Source organism: Micromonospora sp. NPDC048935 (assembly GCF_043197875.1).
In the GTDB taxonomy this organism is placed as follows: domain Bacteria; phylum Actinomycetota; class Actinomycetes; order Mycobacteriales; family Micromonosporaceae; genus Micromonospora.
The window spans coordinates 19,785-35,362 of sequence record NZ_JBICTZ010000014.1; the positions used below are offsets into that span (position 1 = coordinate 19,785).

The window sequence follows — 15,578 nt, forward strand, 5'->3', positions numbered from 1 at the left end:
CATGGTCGACTCAGAGGCGGCGAAGCAGGTCAGGGAGTGGTGAGGCGGGCAGCCGCTCGGGCGACCAGGGTGCCGAGGAGCCGGCCGAAGTCCAGCCCTGCCGCCTGCACGGCCAGTGGCAGGAGCGACGTTTCCGTCATGCCCGGCGAGACGTTGACTTCCAACACGTGTGGCTGGCCGGCGGCGTCCACGATCACGTCGACTCGCGAGAGGTCCCGCAGGCCGAGCGCGGTGTGCGCGGCGAGGGCCACATCGGCGACAGTGGCGGACACCTCCGGGGCCAACCGGGCCGGAGCGTGCCAGGTGGTCCGTCCGGCCGTGTAGCGGGCGGCGTAGTCGTACACGCCGTTGCGCGGCACGATCTCCACCGGAGGCAGCGCCTGCGGCCCGTCGCCGAGATCGACCACGGAGACCGCCACGTCCATGCCGGGCACGTACCGCTCCACGAGCGCGGTCGAGTCGTACGCGAAGCAGCCAACCATCGCGGCGGGCAGCGCCGCGGCGTCCCGTACCACCGCGCCACCCAGCCCCGACCCGCCCTGGGCGGGCTTGACCATCAGGGGCAGGCCGAGTCGGTCGACGATCCGATCCAGTACGGCGACCGCGCCCAACTCGGAGAAACGGTCGTGCGGCAGGGCCACCCAATCCGGGGTGGGAATGCCGGCCTCGCGGAGCACCGCCTTGGCCGAGGGCTTGTCCCAGGCGACCCGGGAGGCGCGGGCGTCGCAGCCGACGTACGGGACGTCACACAGGTCCAGCACCCCACGCAGCGAGCCGTCCTCGCCGGTGGCCCCGTGCAGCGCGATGACGACGGCGTCCGGCGGGTCGGCGGCCAGCGCGGGGAGCAACGCCGCGTCGGCGTCCCGCAACTCGGCTTCCACCCCGACGGCGCGCAGCGCGTCGAGCACTCGTCGACCGGAGCGCAGTGACACGTCCCGTTCGTAGGAGAGCCCACCCGCGAGCACCACGACGCGCAGGTCGGTGGAGGCGGCGGAATCGGTCACGAGGAGGCGCTCAGTGGCGGTCGTACCCATGCCGGCATCATGCCAAGTCGGGCCCTGGGACGTCGGAGCCGGCCTGGCCGCGTCGGCCGGCGGTGCCGCCTACGGCGCCGAAGACCCGGCGCATCGCGATCTCCTGCTCCATCACACCGGCCAGCCGGCGGACGCCCTCGCGGATCCGCTCCGGCGGCGGGAAGCTGAAATTCAGCCGCATCGCGCCGGTGCCGGTGCCGTCGGCGTAGAAACCGGTCCCGGGCACGTAGGCGACCCGAGCGGCGACCGCGCGGGGCATCATCGCCTTCGAGTCGAGGCCCTCGGGCAGGGTGGCCCACACGAAGAGACCGCCGGCCGGCGTGGTCCAGCTGGTGCCCTCCGGCATCAGGTCGGCCATCGCGTCGAGCAGGGCGTCCCGGCGCTCCCGGTAGACCTCGCGATAGACCTTGAGCTGCTGCCGCCACGGCATCGTGCCGAGGTAGGTGGACACCGCGGTCTGGGCGTAGACGCTGGGGCAGAGGATCTGGGCTTCGCTGGCGATGACCAGCTTGTCGCGGACCGCGTGCGGGGCCAGGATCCAGCCGACGCGCAGCCCCGGCGCGAAGGTCTTGGAGAAGGTGCTGAGGTAGAAGACCCCGTCGCGGCGCCGGGCCCGCAGAGGCGCCGGCGCGTCACCCTCGAAACCCAGCTGACCGTACGGGTCGTCCTCGACGACGAGCAGCCCGGCGCGCTCGCAGATGTCGAGCACTCGTTCCCGGCGCTCCTCGCTGAGCGTCACGCCGGCCGGGTTCTGATAGGTGGGGATCGTGTAGAGGAACTTCACCCGCCGGCCCGCGCGGGCCAGGTCGGCGATGGCGGTTTCCAACGCCTCCGGGATCAGCCCGTCCGCGTCCATGGGTACGTGCACGACCTGCGCCTGGGCGGCCTGGAACACACCGAGCGCGCCAACGTAGGTCGGACCCTCGGCCAGCACCACGTCACCGGGGTCGAGGAAGAGCCGGGCGAGCAGGTCCAGGGCCTGCTGCCCGCCCACGGTGACCACGACGTCCTCCGGGGAGGCGCCGCACGCGGCGTCGATGCCGGACAGCGACATCACCTCGCAGATGCGCTCGCGCAGTTCGAGGGTGCCCTGACCGATGCCGTACTGGAGGGTGGTCACGCCGTGCTCCGAGCCGAGCCGACCGAGCATCTCGCCGACCGCGTCCAGCGGAAGGGCGGCGATGTACGGTGCGCCACCAGCGAGCGAGACGACCTCAGGACGACTGGCGACCGCGAACAGTGCTCGGATCTCCGAGGCGGTCATCCCGCGTACCCGCCGGGCGTACCGGTCGGTGTAGTCGTCAAGAGTCGTGCCGGTCATGACCTCACCTCGATCGCTGCTCGGGTGGTTCCCGTCCCGGGTACCCCATTCACCGATGACCATGGCGGTGGGACACCGATTGTCGATCCTAGTCCGCCAGGGCCACGTCGCAGACCTGCCGAGACGGATCGACCACATGGCGGACCGTCGTCCGGGGCGTCCCCCGGTGCGGTGGGCATCTGCGCGTCCCCTCCCGGATCGCCGATCGGCGGCGTACGATCGCTCGTCGGGGGCAGGAAGGCGGCGCTGTCGTTTCGTGCCGATCCTTCCACCGAGCCTATTGTGGGGATGCGCCATATGTCGCGACGTCTGGTCAGCCTGACCCTCGACACGTTGGAAGACCTTCCTCGTCCGTGCCGGCAGTGCGTCTACTGGGAGCTTGATCCGGTCTCCGCGGACCGGGCCTGCGCCGCCGGTGATCCGGGCCTGGAGAAGGAGGCGTGGGTCTCCCAGACACTGCTGGAGTGGGGTTCCTGCGGCAAGCTCGCGTACGTCGACGGCATGCCGGCGGGTTTCGTGACGTACGCGCCGCCCGCCTACGTGCCCCGCTCGATGGCGTTCCCGACCTCGCCTGTCTCGGCCGACGCGGCACTGCTGATGACCGCAAACGTGGTCGCCGCGTTTTCCGGGGGTGGGCTGGGCCGGATGCTGGTGCAGGGTGTCGCCCGAGACCTGACCAAACGGGGGATCAAGGCCATCGAGGCGTTCGGCGACGCCAAGTTCGGCGACGCGGACGACCCCGCGGGCGGCTGTGTGGCACCTGTCGACTTCTTCCTCTCGGTGGGGTTCAAGACCGTACGTCCGCATCCGCGTTTCCCCCGGCTGCGCCTTGAGTTGCGGACGGCGCTGAGCTGGAAGTCCGACGTCGAGTACGCGCTGGAGAAGCTGCTCGGCTCGATGAGCCCGGAGACCCTGCTTCGTCCGGTCCGTCCCGCCCCGGCGACCCGCTCCACCAACACCTGACCGCCGACGCGGCGGGTCAGTCGACCACCGTGCCGGCGGTCACGACGGCCCGCAGTTCGCTGACGTCCAGCGAGCCGGTCGGAACGTCCCGCTCGATCGGGTAGTACATCCGCTGTACCGCGGCCACGATGGCCTCCACCACCCGGTCGCGGAAACGGGGGTCGACCAGGTGGGCGCGGTCCGTGGGCGAGGTGAGGTAGCCGACCTCCACCCGGACGGCCGGCATCCGCGTCAGCCGCAGCAGGTCCCAGGTCTTGGCGTGGGTGCGGCAGTCGCGCAGCCCGGTGCGGGCGACGATCTCCCGCTGCACCAGCCCGGCCAGGCGTTCACCGGTCGCCGACGTCACGCCGTTGTCGGTGCCGTAGTGGTAGGTGGCGACGCCCTCCGCATCCGGGTTGGCGTGGCCGTCCACGTGCAGCGAGATGAACACGTCGGCGCCCAGCGAGTTGGCCAGCAGGGCCCGGTCGGTGTCCGGCAGGCACCTGTCCGGCGACGGGCCGCGGGTGAGCTGCACCCGCACCCCGGTCGCCGCGAGTCGCCCCTCCAGCCGGCTGGCCAGGTCGTGCATCAGGTCCGCCTCGGTCCAGCGCAGCGACCCGTCGGGCACCACCATCCCCGGGTCGGTGCCGCCGTGTCCGGGGTCGATGACCACCGTCTTGCCGACCAACGCCGGCCCGGACTGCCGGATGGCGTCGGACTCGCGGAGCCACTGCGGCCGGCCACCGACCACCTTGCGGCCGATCCGGCGCAGCGCGTTCATGGTGTGCGGGCCGCAGGACCCGTCGGGGGTGAGGCCGACCTCGCGCTGGAACTGGGCCACCGCCCGGGACGTCCGGATGCCGTAGATGGCGTCCGCCCGCCCTACGTCGTACCCCATCTCCAGCAGCCGCTCCTGCAGCGACCGGACATCCTCGCCGGTGAGCGGGTCGGGGACCGCGTGGTAGAGGGTGCGGGCGCCGAGCCGCCAGCGGGCGGCGTCCAGGGCGCGCCAGGTTTCCGCCCCGACCCGGCCGTCCACGCTGAGGCCCCGGGACTGTTGGAACGCGCGGACCGCCCGCTCGGTGGCGAGGTCGAACTCGTCGGCGTGCGGCCCGGTGCCGGTGAGCAGGTCGAGGCCGGTCAGGATGCTGCGGATCTCCGTGACCGCGGGGCCCCGGTCACCGGATCGGATCGGACGCACGGCACGACCCCCTCTGCACGACGCTGGCTGGCCGGGCGGCCCAGGGTTGAGGCTATGCGTTCCGGGGCGGCGAGGTGGCCTGGCCGGGAAAAACGTCGACGACGCGGCCGGAGGAACACCGAACCCCGCACCCGACGGGCGGGTACGGGGTTCGGTGGATGTTTCTGCTGGTCAGAGAGCCGACTCGATGAGCCGGACCAACTCGCCCTTCGGCTTGGCACCGGCGATCGACTGGACCGGCTGGCCGTTCTTGAAGACGGTGAGCGTCGGCACCGACATGACCCGGTAGGCGCGGGCGGTCTCCGGGTTGTCGTCGATGTTGAGCTTGACGATGCTGACCCGGTCGCCCATCTCGGCGGCGATCTCCTCGAGCAGCGGCGACACCTTGCGGCAGGGGCCGCACCACTCGGCCCAGAAGTCCACCAGAACCGGCTTGTCGGCCTGCAGCACGTCAGCGACGAAACTCTTGTCGGTGACCGCCTTGGTATTTCCCACTATGCCCCTCCTCCGGGATGTGTTCCTTGTTTCAGCTGAGCGTCGCGATGAACCGTTCGGCGTCGAGCGCGGCGGCACAGCCGGTGCCGGCCGCGGTGATCGCCTGACGGTAGGTGTGGTCGACCACGTCACCAGCGGCGAAGACACCAGGCACGCTGGTGCGAGTGCCGGGGGCCTGGACCTTCACGTAGCCCTCGTCGTCCAGCTCGACCTGACCACGGAAGAGCTCACTGCGCGGGTCGTGACCGATGGCCACGAAGACGCCCGTCACGTCCATCACCTTCGTCTCGCCGGTGTGCACGTTGCGGACCCGTACGCCGGTGACCTTGCCGTCGTCGCCGAGGATCTCCTCGATTGTGCTGTTCCACTCGACCTTGATCTTCTCGTTGCTCAGCGCCCGGTCGGCCATGATCTTGCTGGCCCGGAACGAGTCGCGCCGGTGGATGATGGTGACCGACTCCGCGAAGCGGGTGAGGAAGGTGGCCTCCTCCATCGCCGAGTCACCGCCACCGACGACCACGATCTGCTGGTTGCGGAAGAAGAAGCCGTCACAGGTGGCGCACGCGGAGACGCCGTGGCCGAGGAATTCCTGCTCGCCGGGCACGCCCAGCGGACGCCAGGCCGAACCGGTGGAGAGGATGATGGATCGGGCCCGGTAGGCGGTCTCGCCGACCCAGACGGTGCTCACCGCGCCGGACCCGGCGTCGCCGGTGTCCACCAGCTCGACCCGGGTCACGTCGTCGGTGAGAAACTCCGCACCGAACCGCTCGGCCTGCTTGCGCATGTTGTCCATCAGCTCGGGGCCGAGGATGCCGTCGGCGAAGCCGGGGAAGTTTTCCACCTCGGTCGTGGTCATCAGCGCACCACCGGACTGCACGCCCTCGATGATCAGCGGCTTCAGGTTGGCGCGTGCGGCGTAGACAGCCGCCGTGTAGCCGGCCGGACCGGAGCCGATGATGATCAGGTTGCGGACCTCGTCCACTGCCGTCTCCCGATTGTGTGTGTTTCAGCGTCGGTGTGAGCGCCGGTGCTGATCCGAGTCGCCGACGCCTGGATGGGGCCGGCAGCTGACTTCCAGAACGTCATCGTACGAACCGGGGATTCCCGAAACCGGCATCTGGTGGGTCAGGTCACGTGGTGCTTGTCGTGTCATCGACCGTGGATTCACCCTACCCGCGCCGAATACCGGCTGTCCGAGCCGGACCCCGGCACTCCGCACTCCGGGCCGCTCACCCAGGCCCAGCGGGCCCCGGTCGCGTCGGTGAAACGGATGACAAGTGTCTGCTCGCCCTGGAACCGCGCGTAGTCGATCAACTCGACCGCCAGTGGGGCGGATCCGTGCTCCGCCGCCACGTTGGCCAGGCACGTGGTAAGCGCTGCCTCGGTGGTCAGCCGGGCCAACTGGTCCGAGCCGTCGGGCGACGGACGTCGGTCATCCTCGGCGTCCACCCCCGGCTGACCACCGGGCGTGTCACCTGTCGTCCGGCCGGGAGACGATGCGGTCTGCGCGTCGCCGAGAGTCTGTGGGGTGTAGTTCGTACCACTGCGCAGTGCCGGCCCGGTGGTGCGGACCGCTGCGGGCGCCGCGACGCCCTCGGGCGCATTGACCGGCTGGTTCATTGCAGGGGTGCCGGAGTCGTTGCTCGCGTGCATCGACACCTGGTTGAGGCCCAGTGCGAGCGCACCGACGGCGAACGCGGCGGCGGCCACCGGTGCGCCACGGCGCATCCAGCTGCGCCGGCGACCCGGGCCGGTGGGCTCGCGACGACCAGCACCGGCCGGTGCGCGCACGGCTGGCCGACGACCGGCGCCGCCCTGCACGGGCACGATGGGCGGTGTCGCGGTCTCGCCGGGTCGGTCGACCTCGAAAGTGGCGGCATCCTCGTCGGCCGCGGTGTCCGCCGGTGTCGGGCGCGCATCGTCGAGCGCGGCGCTGAGACGGTCGGCGATCGCCTGCGGCATCCGCGGCGACGCCTCGGCCCATCGGCCCAGGTCGGCACGGACCTCCGCGAGCGCGGGAGCAAGCAGCGCGTACGCCTCGGCCCAGGCCGGGTCCGTGGACACCAGCCGGGCGACCTCCTCCTGCCGCGGGGTGCCGTCCAACGCCCCGCCGAGGTAGTCAGCGAGGAGGTCGTCGTCGACCTCCCGGAACCCCTCGGTCGTCACGTGTCCTCCTGGTTGGCGTCCCGCCGGTACCGCCCCGACCCCGATCCGACGCCCTCGGCCGGGCTCGGGTTCCCCGGCGTGACGCCCGGCACCTCGCTGGTCGGGCCGTTTGCGTGCGGGCGGGCCGACGCTGTCGGGGCGACGGCGGGGCGAAGATGCCCGAGCAGCACCGCCAGCCGGGCCCGGCCCCGGGCGCACCGGCTCTTCACCGTCCCCTCGGCGATGCCGAGGATCCGGGCGACCTCGGCGACCGGATATCCCTGGATGTCCACCAGCACCAGCGCCGCACGTTGCTCGACGGGCAGCGCGGCCAGCGCCTCGCGGACCACCAGCGCGGTGTCGTGGTCCGGTGCGGGTGCGACAGGTTCGATCCCGCCGATGCCCGAGCCGTCCCCCGCGCGGTTGCCGTCCGGCAGCGGCACGGTCGGGTGGGCCTGCCGGCGACGGATCCGGTCCAGGCAGGCATTCACCACGATGCGGTGCAGCCACGTGGTGACTGCGGAGTCGCCGCGGAACCGGGCGGCTGCGCGGTGCGCGGAGAGCAGCGCGTCCTGGAGCGCGTCGGCGGCCTCTTCACGGTCGCCGAGCGTACGCAGGGCGACCGCCCAGAGCCGGTCGCGGTGCCGATGGAACAGCTCGGCAAAAGCATGCCGGTCACCATCGACGTGGGCACGCAGCAGCTCCAGATCCGAAGCCGCGGCGTGCCCGTCCATCACCACGTCCTGCGAATGCGGCGCCACGGTGGGGGTGCCAGGCTCACGACCCCTGGACCGTGATCTCCTCGACGTCGACCTGGTAGCCCCCGTCGGCGGGCGGCAACTCGGTGACCCAGAACAGCAGGTACTGGTATTTCCGGTCGGCGTCGAAGCCGTCGAACGCCATGGTGGTGCCGTCGTGGTCCTCGAATGGTTGCCCGATGGCGTTCTTCGAGGTCCGGTAGTTGGCGATCACCTGCTTGTCGCCGTTGGAGGTCGACGGCGGGTTGACGGTGCCGGTGAGAAGCTGGGCGGAGGCGCCACGGGCCGAGAGCACCGCCTGCACCGACTTGACGGTGTGCGGCGCGCCGAGGTCCAGCCAGATCCCCATGCCCTGCTTCGTGTTGCCGAACTTGGCGGTCGTGTACGTGTCGGTGCCCCAGCCCTTGTCCGGGTCGCCGTCGACCGCCTTGTCGGCGCCGTCCAGCTCATCGCGCACCTTGCTGTCCGGGTCGATGATCCGGACGTTCTTCACGGGCAGCTTGCGGACCACGGCGGCGGCCGGGGTGGCAGCGCCGGCCGAGGCACTCGGCGACGGAGCGGGGCTCTGGCTGGCCTGCGGGTCCTTGTCGCCAAGCGTGCTGATCCCGATCAGCAGACCGACCAGGGCGACCGCCAGCAGGCCGGCGATGCCCACGGCGACCTTGCGACCACCGGCCGCGGCCAGCGGCGACGGCTCTTCACCGGTCTCGGCGGCGAATCGCAACGGGCCGCTGTTGTCGAGGTAGTGCTCCTCCTCGGCCGGCACGTCCAGTCGGGCCAGCTCGGCGGCGAGCACATCGGACGACGGCGGCGCGATCTCGGCGTCGAGCAGATCCATGGTCAGGTCGTCCAGGTACGCGGGCACGCCCGCCCGGACCTGACGTGGCGCCGCGATGCCACCCCCGGCGTCGCGAACCGCGTCCGGGATGGCGGCACGGCCGTGACCGGCGGTGGCACCGTGCAGGGGTGCTTCGGCGTGCGGCCAGGAGCCGGTCAGGGCGAAGTAGAGGATGCCGCCGACCGCCCGGATGTCGTTCTCCTGGCTGTCGGCACCATCGGTGCGCGCGTCGGCCAGGACCACGCGACCCTCGTCGCTGATCATGACGGTGCCGGGGTGGACGTTGCCGTGCACCATGCCGGTGGCGTGCACGGCGGCGAGCGCGCTCGCGACGGCGTTGCCGATGGCGGTGGCGCGGGCCGGATCCAGTGGGCCGTCGGTCGCGAGGTCGCGCAGGGACTGCCCGTCGACCCACTCGCGCACCACGTACGCCCGCTCGGCCTCGTCGATCGCGTCGTAGACGCCGACCAGGTTGGGGTGGATGACCCGGCTGGCCGCGACGGCGGCCTGGAGCATCTCGGTGGCGGAGTCGCCACCCGGGTAGCGCAGCACGACCGCGACGGGGCGGCGCAGGATGACGTCGACCCCGCGCCAGACCAGCCGACCCGCGCTGTCGTTGTTGATGTGCTCAACCAGTTCGTAACGCTCGGCGAGGACTTCACCGGCCGTGGGAGCACCGAAGGTCATAACCGGAGGAGCGCTCTCGTCTGCCTCCTGACCCTCGCCGACCTGGGTCACCCGTCCTCCCTCGGTGATCGTGTCGATCGATGGACCCGAACTGCTGGGCATGTGGCTTCCCGCTCTGCCGTTGAAGGAACCGGCCGACGGTGTCGACGCGCCGCGTCGGCCCCTGCCGTACCCGTCGAGAGCGACCTTACCTGGGTTGCCCGTCTCCCCGACATGTCATCTTCCCGCCGTACCCGGCGGGTTGCCGGCAGTCGAGGAGCTCGTCCGGTTACGACCGTTGTCAGCCACGTTGCTGGCACATGTACTAGCTAATCTACGGCTTCACCGCAAGTGACCGACGCCGGGGCTGGGCTGGCGCAACCCCTCCCCACACCTGGCATCTTCCCACCGATCGGCCCCGCACCCTCAGCCTTATGGTTGGTTATCCACAGGCTGATGCGGTGGTTGACCGGCGAATCGCGGAGTTATCCACAGGTGCATCCCCAGCCTGGTGATCCGTGGTCACGGTCCGTGTGCGTATCAACTTTTTGTGACCAGCCGATGGCGATCAGCGACCAAGGCGGCGGCGGACCATGCCGACCACCTCGGTGATCTCGCTGATCCGCAGCAGCATGGCCAGACCCAGGTAGGTCCCGCCGATCACCGCGCCACCGACGACGAGCTGGATCGCCGCCTCAAGCCAGCTCGGCCTGTCGCCACCCGGCAGGAGGGCGATGACCAGCCACCCGACAAGCGACGCGCCGAGGGCGGCGACCACGACCCGGCCGAGGGTGCGCATGATGGCGCCCAGCCCGATCCGGCCGACCCGGGGCCGAAGCAACCATGCGGAACCAACCGCTGCGGCCAGGTAGGAGACCGCGTTGCCGATCATCATCCCGGCCGCCGCGAAGTGCGCGGCGAACGCGGCGAAGAGCACGATCTGTACGCCGACCCGCAGCGCCACCACCGGAATGTTGATCAGTGCTGGGGTGCGGGTGTCCGGCAGCGCGTAGAAGGCAAAGGTGAAGAGCTGACTGATCGCGAACGGCACCAGGGCGATTGCGGCGGCCAGCAGGACGGTGGACGTGGCCGTCGCGTTCTCGGCGCTGAACGCGCCGTAGCGGAAGACCACCACCGAGATCGGGGTGGCCAGCACGGCGTAGCAGACCGCGATCGGCGCGAGCACCGCTGTCACCATCCGGACACCCCGGGAAAGATCCGCGGTGACGTCGTGGAACCGCCCGTCCGCCGCCGCAGCGGCCATCCGGGGCATGAGCGCGGTGATGATCGAGACGGCGATGATGCCATGGGCCATCATCAGCAGCAGGAAGACGTTGTTGTAGATCAGGATGCCGGCCTGGTCGGTGCCCGCGGCGCGGGTGAGAAGGTTGACCACCACGAAGAGACCGAGCTGGTTGACGGCCACGTAGCAGAACATCCAGGCGCCGAGCTGGGCCAGCTCGCGCAGCCCCAGCTCGCGGAAGTCGAACCGCCACCGCCAGCGGAAGCCGACCTTGCGCAACGCCGGCAGCAGCCCGGCGGTCTGCACCGCCACACCGAGCAGGGTGCCGCCACCGACAAGCAGGATCCGGCCGGCGCCCATCTCCGACGGCTGTAGCCCCTTCGCCCCGTACACCAGGATGTAGAGGCCGAAGACGCCGATCACCACCAGGTTGTTGAGGATGGGCGCCCACATCGGCGCGGCGAAGTGGCCCCGCGTGTTCAGCACGGCGGCGATCAACGCGCTGACGCCGGTGAAGAAGAGCATCGGCAGGACCAGCCACGACAGGCGCGTGATCAGCTCGGTGTACGCCTCGTCCTTGCCGCTGGCGTAGATGGCGGTCAGCCAGGAGGCCGACGCCACGGCGATCAGGGCCGCCGCGGCCAGCGCCAGCACCGCGAGGGTGAGCAGCCGTTGGGCGTACGCCTCGCCCCGGTCCGCGTCGCTCTTGCGCCGCCGGACCAGCACCGGGATCAGCACGCTGGTGAGCACCCCGCCGAGCAGGAACTCGTACACCTGGTTGGGGAGGAAGATGGCGGTCGTGTAGGCGTTGCCGATCAGGTTGCCGAGGGCGGCACCGATCATCAGGTTCCGGATGAAGCCGGTGCCCCGGCTGACCAGACTGCCGACCGCCATGACCGCGCTGTTGGCGGCGGCGCTGGTTTCGCCGACGACCTCGGGCGGGGGCGCCGTGGCCTCCACCCCGGCCTGGTTCAGCGGCTCCGCGGAGATGAAGACCGCCCCGTCAGCCGGCGGCACGTTACCGTCCGGCGTGGCGTTGGCGCTGCGGTAGAGCCCGCCGCTCATCTCCAGCCTCCCAGGGGTACGTCGGGTCGGACACCGACCCGCACGCCACAGACCATAGTCAACCCCCACCCGTTACCCACGCCCGGCGGATCGGATCACACCCCGGCCCGATAGGCTGGCGATCCCATGTCCGAAGCCTCCGCTCCTCACGCCGCCGACCGCCGCGAACTCACCGCCGCGCAGCGCAACGCCGTCGCCGAACTGCTCCGGGTCTCCCCGGTGGCCGACGAGTTGGGCCGCCGGTTCGTCCGCGCCGGTCACGAGTTGCACCTGGTGGGCGGTTCGGTGCGGGACGCGCTGCTCGGCCGGCTCGGTGACGACCTCGACTTCTGCACCGACGCGCACCCCGACGAGACGCTGCGGATCATCAAGGGCTGGGCCGAGTCGATCTGGGAGACCGGTCGCGAGTTCGGCACCATCGGCGCTCAGCGCGACGGCCTCCGGCTGGAGATCACCACCTTCCGCGCCGAGTCGTACGACCAGGTCAGCCGCAACCCGGTGGTGGTGTACGGCACCAGCCTCGACGAGGATCTCAAGCGGCGCGACTTCACGATCAACGCGATGGCGGTCAGCCTGCCGGAGCACCGGTTCACCGACCCGCACGGCGGGTTGGACGACCTCTCGGCCAAGATGATCCGCACTCCGAGCACCCCGGGTGAGTCGTTCGGCGACGACCCGTTGCGGATGCTGCGGGCCGCCCGGTTCGCCGCCCAGTTGCGCTTCGCCGTCCACCCGGACGTGCACCGGGCGATGAGCGAGATGGCCGCCGACCTGGACCGGATCACCGCCGAGCGGATCCGCGACGAGTTCACCAAGCTGCTCTGCGGCGCGGACCCGATCACCGGTCTGCGGCTGCTTGTCGACACCGGCCTGGCCGAGCGGTTCCTGCCGGAGCTGACCGGTCTGAAGCTGGAGATCGACGAGCACGCGCAACACAAGGACGTCTACGAGCACACCCTGACGGTCGTCGAGAACGCGGTCTCCTACGAGGAGGAGGGCTGCGACTTCATCCTGCGGATGGCCGCCCTCCTGCACGACGCGGGCAAGCCGGCGACGAAGGCGGTCGGGCCGGACGGTCGGGTCAGCTTCCACCACCACGAGGTGGTCGGCGCTCGGCTGACCAAGGCCCGGATGAAGGCGATGCGCTACCCCAAGGACGTCACCGCGCAGGTGACCGCGCTCGTCGCGCTGCACCTGCGCTTCTACGGGTACGGGCGGGGGGAGTGGACCGACTCGGCGGTGCGTCGTTACGTGGCCGACGCCGGTGACCTGCTGCCCCGGCTGCACAAGCTGACCCGTTCCGACTGCACGACCCGTAACCGGCGCAAGGCCGCCCAGCTCGCGGCGGACTACGACGCGCTGGAGGACCGGATCGCCCGGATCGCGGCCGAGGAGGACCTGGCCCGGGTCCGCCCCGACCTGGACGGCAACGCGATCATGGAGTTGCTCGGCGTACCGCCGGGGCCGGTGGTCGGACGAGCCTGGAAGCACCTCAAGGAGCAGCGCCTCGAACACGGCCCGCTGGACCGCGACGCGGCCGAGGCGGAGTTGCTGCGCTGGGCCCGTGCCGAGGGCCTGATCCCCTGACGTTCCGGGCCTCACGGCCCGGGCCTTGCGATGATCGACTCGGTTTCGTCGAAGTCGCCGTGTCCCCGCACGACGGATGGCCCGATCTCCAGGAAGCCGAGTGGATCGCCCCGGCGTGCCGACGGACGCCACCCCCGGAACCGGGAGCGACGCCCGTCGCGTACACCGTCAGCGGGTCTCGACGGCCGTCCCGTCCACGGACGCGCCCTTGCCGGCCGACGCGCCGTTGCCGGCGGTAGTCGACCCGGAGCCGAGCCGGGCCAGCAGACCGGCCAAATCGATCCCGGTCAGGTCGCTACCGAGCTGGAGCCCCTGGGCCACGTTGCCGGCCACCGACTTGGTCAGCGACGACGCACCGTCGGTCGAGATGACAGTCATCTTGTCGATCGCCCCGATCGGCGCGCTGGCCGCCTCCACCACCTGCGGCAGCACCTTCACCAGCAGGTCGAGCACCGCTGCCTCCCCGTACGCGGCGAACGCCTCGGCCTTGCGCGCCATCGCGTCCGCCTCGGCCTCGCCCCTGGCCAGGATGGCCGCAGCCTCGGCCTGACCCTCCCGCTCCACCGCCTCGGCGATCGCGGAACGGCGACGCTGCTCGGCCTCACCCTCCTTGGCACCCTCGATCGCGTTCGCCTCGGCCAGTGCGGCACGTCGGGCCCGCTCGCCCTCACCGGTGAGCCGTGCCTGCTCGGCGGAGGCCTGTGCGGCGGCGATCACGGACTGCCGCTGGGCGTCGGCGTGCAGCACCGCCGCAGCGCGGGACGCCTCGGCCTCCTGCTCCACCTTGTACCGGGCCGCGTCGGCGGGCTTGCGTACCTCGGTGTCGAGCTGGCGCTGCTTGAGCTCGGCGTTGCGCTCGGCGACCTTCTGCTGCTCGGAGAGGATCGCCTGGTCCCGCTCCGCCTGGGCGAGCGGCCCGGCGGCGGCGGACTTCGCCTTCGCCGCGTCGATCTCGGCCTGGATGCCGGCCTGCTTGAGGGCCAGGTTGCGGTTGGCCTCGGCGATGGCCTCCTCGGCGAGCAGCCGTTCCTGCTCGGCCTGCTGTCGGGCCCGCGCCTCGGCGATGGCCGCGTCCTTGAGCACCCGGGCGGCCTCGGGCCGACCCAGATCCTGCAGGTAGGACCCCTCGGCGAGGATGTCCTGGAGCTGGAACGTGTCCAGCACCAGACCCTGGTTGGTCATCGAGTGCTCGGCCTCCTCGGCGACCGCGCTGGCGAACGCCGCCCGGTCCCGGATGACCTCCTCGACGGTGAGCCGACCGACGATCGAACGCAGCGCGCCGGCCAGCACCTCCCGGGTGAAGTTGTCGATCTCGTCCTGCTGGTGCAGGAACCGCTGGGCGGCGGCCCGGATCGCGTCCTCGGTGCCGCCGACCTTGACGATCGCCACACCGTGCAGATCGGCACGGATGCCCTGCTTGCTCACCGCGCCCCGGATGCCGACGTCGATCCGCCGGCTGGACAGGTCGAGCGACTGGAGCTTCTGCACCACCGGCAGCACGAAGACCGAGGCGCCCAGCACGACCTTCTGCCCGGAGTTGTCGGTCGACCGACCGCCGTCGGCGGTCTGCGTGGTCCGCCCCTTGCGGCCGGTGACGATGAACGCCTCGTTCGGCCCGGCCACCTTGATCCGGGAGAGCACGAAGAGCACCAGGATGAGCGCGAGGAGAACCGCGCCACCGATGGCGATGAGCAGGCCCATATGGGAAGTCCTGTCTACGAGGAGGAGATCAGTAGGTTTCGACGTGCACGCTGGTCTCGCTGAGTGCCTGCACGACGAAGACCTGGGCGCCGATCGGTATCGGCTGGTCCGCGCGGGCGCTGAGCTTGACCGGTTGGCCGGCGAGGCGTACCCGGACCTCGCCGTAGCCGTCGATCGGCACCGGGGTGACGACCAGGCCGAGCGCACCGACCAGGTCGTCTCGGGTGGGGGTGGGATCGGTGCGCATGTTCCGCGCCGCCCGGCTGAGTCGGGACGCCAGCCAGCCGGTGGGCACGGCCGCGAGCACGCCACCGACCGTCGCACCGACGATCATGCCGGGGGTACGCGCACCGAGCAGTTCGTTGACGATGGCCCCACCGAAGCCGAACGCCCCGGCGAAGCCGGCAACCGTTTCGACAGAGATCGGACCGTCCACGTCGGCGTGCCCGAAATGGAACAGCTCGGTGCCGAGCAGGGCGAGCGCGAGCACCCCGATGCCCGCCCCGCCGATGATCAGAAAGATGAGCGTCCCGGTTGCCACGACCTGCACGGTATCGACGCCGCGCAACGCGGACGGGCCTC

General features: G+C 71.1%; 13 protein-coding genes. 2 read left to right on the top strand and 11 right to left on the bottom strand.

The window, feature by feature from the left end; translation table 11 throughout:
* Nucleotides 1-29: 29 nt before the first annotated feature.
* Nucleotides 30-1,034 (bottom strand): D-alanine--D-alanine ligase, encoded by a 1,005-nt coding sequence (locus ACGFIW_RS29390; RefSeq protein ID WP_393322481.1) that lies wholly within the window; start codon nt 1,032-1,034, stop codon nt 30-32.
* 7 nt (nt 1,035-1,041) lie between these two features.
* A complete protein-coding gene (locus tag ACGFIW_RS29395) occupies nt 1,042-2,355 on the bottom strand; it encodes a PLP-dependent aminotransferase family protein (RefSeq protein ID WP_393322484.1) in 1,314 nt (437 codons plus the stop codon).
* Between the two features lie 297 nt (nt 2,356-2,652).
* On the opposite strand from ACGFIW_RS29395, the gene ACGFIW_RS29400 reads away from it, so the two are divergent.
* Entirely contained in the window at nt 2,653-3,318 is a 666-nt protein-coding gene (locus ACGFIW_RS29400) for a GNAT family N-acetyltransferase (protein WP_357066114.1), read from the top strand.
* Between the two features lie 16 nt (nt 3,319-3,334).
* Here ACGFIW_RS29400 and ACGFIW_RS29405 read toward each other — a convergent pair whose 3' ends face one another.
* The 7 genes from ACGFIW_RS29405 to murJ form a co-directional block, all read right to left on the bottom strand.
* Nucleotides 3,335-4,498 (bottom strand): N-acetylmuramoyl-L-alanine amidase, encoded by a 1,164-nt coding sequence (locus ACGFIW_RS29405; protein WP_393322487.1) that lies wholly within the window; start codon nt 4,496-4,498, stop codon nt 3,335-3,337.
* A gap of 171 nt (nt 4,499-4,669) precedes the next feature.
* Nucleotides 4,670-4,993: a thioredoxin gene (gene trxA / locus ACGFIW_RS29410; RefSeq protein ID WP_357555010.1), complete on the bottom strand. Its 324-nt coding sequence runs from the start codon at nt 4,991-4,993 to the stop codon at nt 4,670-4,672.
* A 31-nt stretch (nt 4,994-5,024) separates the two neighbouring features.
* Nucleotides 5,025-5,975: a thioredoxin-disulfide reductase gene (trxB, locus tag ACGFIW_RS29415; RefSeq protein ID WP_393322490.1), complete on the bottom strand. Its 951-nt coding sequence runs from the start codon at nt 5,973-5,975 to the stop codon at nt 5,025-5,027.
* A gap of 182 nt (nt 5,976-6,157) precedes the next feature.
* Nucleotides 6,158-7,159: a hypothetical protein gene (locus ACGFIW_RS29420; protein WP_393322493.1), complete on the bottom strand. Its 1,002-nt coding sequence runs from the start codon at nt 7,157-7,159 to the stop codon at nt 6,158-6,160.
* Complete coding sequence (gene sigM, locus ACGFIW_RS29425) at nt 7,156-7,872, bottom strand: RNA polymerase sigma factor SigM (protein ID WP_393322496.1); 717 nt, start codon at nt 7,870-7,872, stop codon at nt 7,156-7,158. The genes ACGFIW_RS29420 and sigM overlap by 4 nt, the downstream gene beginning before the upstream one ends.
* A gap of 43 nt (nt 7,873-7,915) precedes the next feature.
* Nucleotides 7,916-9,523 (bottom strand): protein kinase family protein, encoded by a 1,608-nt coding sequence (locus ACGFIW_RS29430; RefSeq protein ID WP_393322499.1) that lies wholly within the window; start codon nt 9,521-9,523, stop codon nt 7,916-7,918.
* Between the two features lie 445 nt (nt 9,524-9,968).
* Nucleotides 9,969-11,708, bottom strand: coding sequence for a murein biosynthesis integral membrane protein MurJ (gene murJ, locus ACGFIW_RS29435; protein ID WP_393322502.1), 1,740 nt, complete (start codon nt 11,706-11,708; stop codon nt 9,969-9,971).
* 126 nt (nt 11,709-11,834) lie between these two features.
* On the opposite strand from murJ, the gene ACGFIW_RS29440 reads away from it, so the two are divergent.
* Nucleotides 11,835-13,295, top strand: a complete 1,461-nt coding sequence (locus ACGFIW_RS29440) for a CCA tRNA nucleotidyltransferase (protein WP_393322504.1) — start codon at nt 11,835-11,837, stop codon at nt 13,293-13,295.
* 168 nt (nt 13,296-13,463) lie between these two features.
* Here ACGFIW_RS29440 and ACGFIW_RS29445 read toward each other — a convergent pair whose 3' ends face one another.
* On the bottom strand, nt 13,464-14,996 hold the full coding sequence (locus ACGFIW_RS29445) for a flotillin family protein (RefSeq protein WP_393322507.1): 1,533 nt from the start codon (nt 14,994-14,996) through the stop codon (nt 13,464-13,466).
* A gap of 28 nt (nt 14,997-15,024) precedes the next feature.
* Nucleotides 15,025-15,546: a hypothetical protein gene (locus tag ACGFIW_RS29450; RefSeq protein WP_393322510.1), complete on the bottom strand. Its 522-nt coding sequence runs from the start codon at nt 15,544-15,546 to the stop codon at nt 15,025-15,027.
* Between the last annotated feature and the right edge of the window lie 32 nt (nt 15,547-15,578).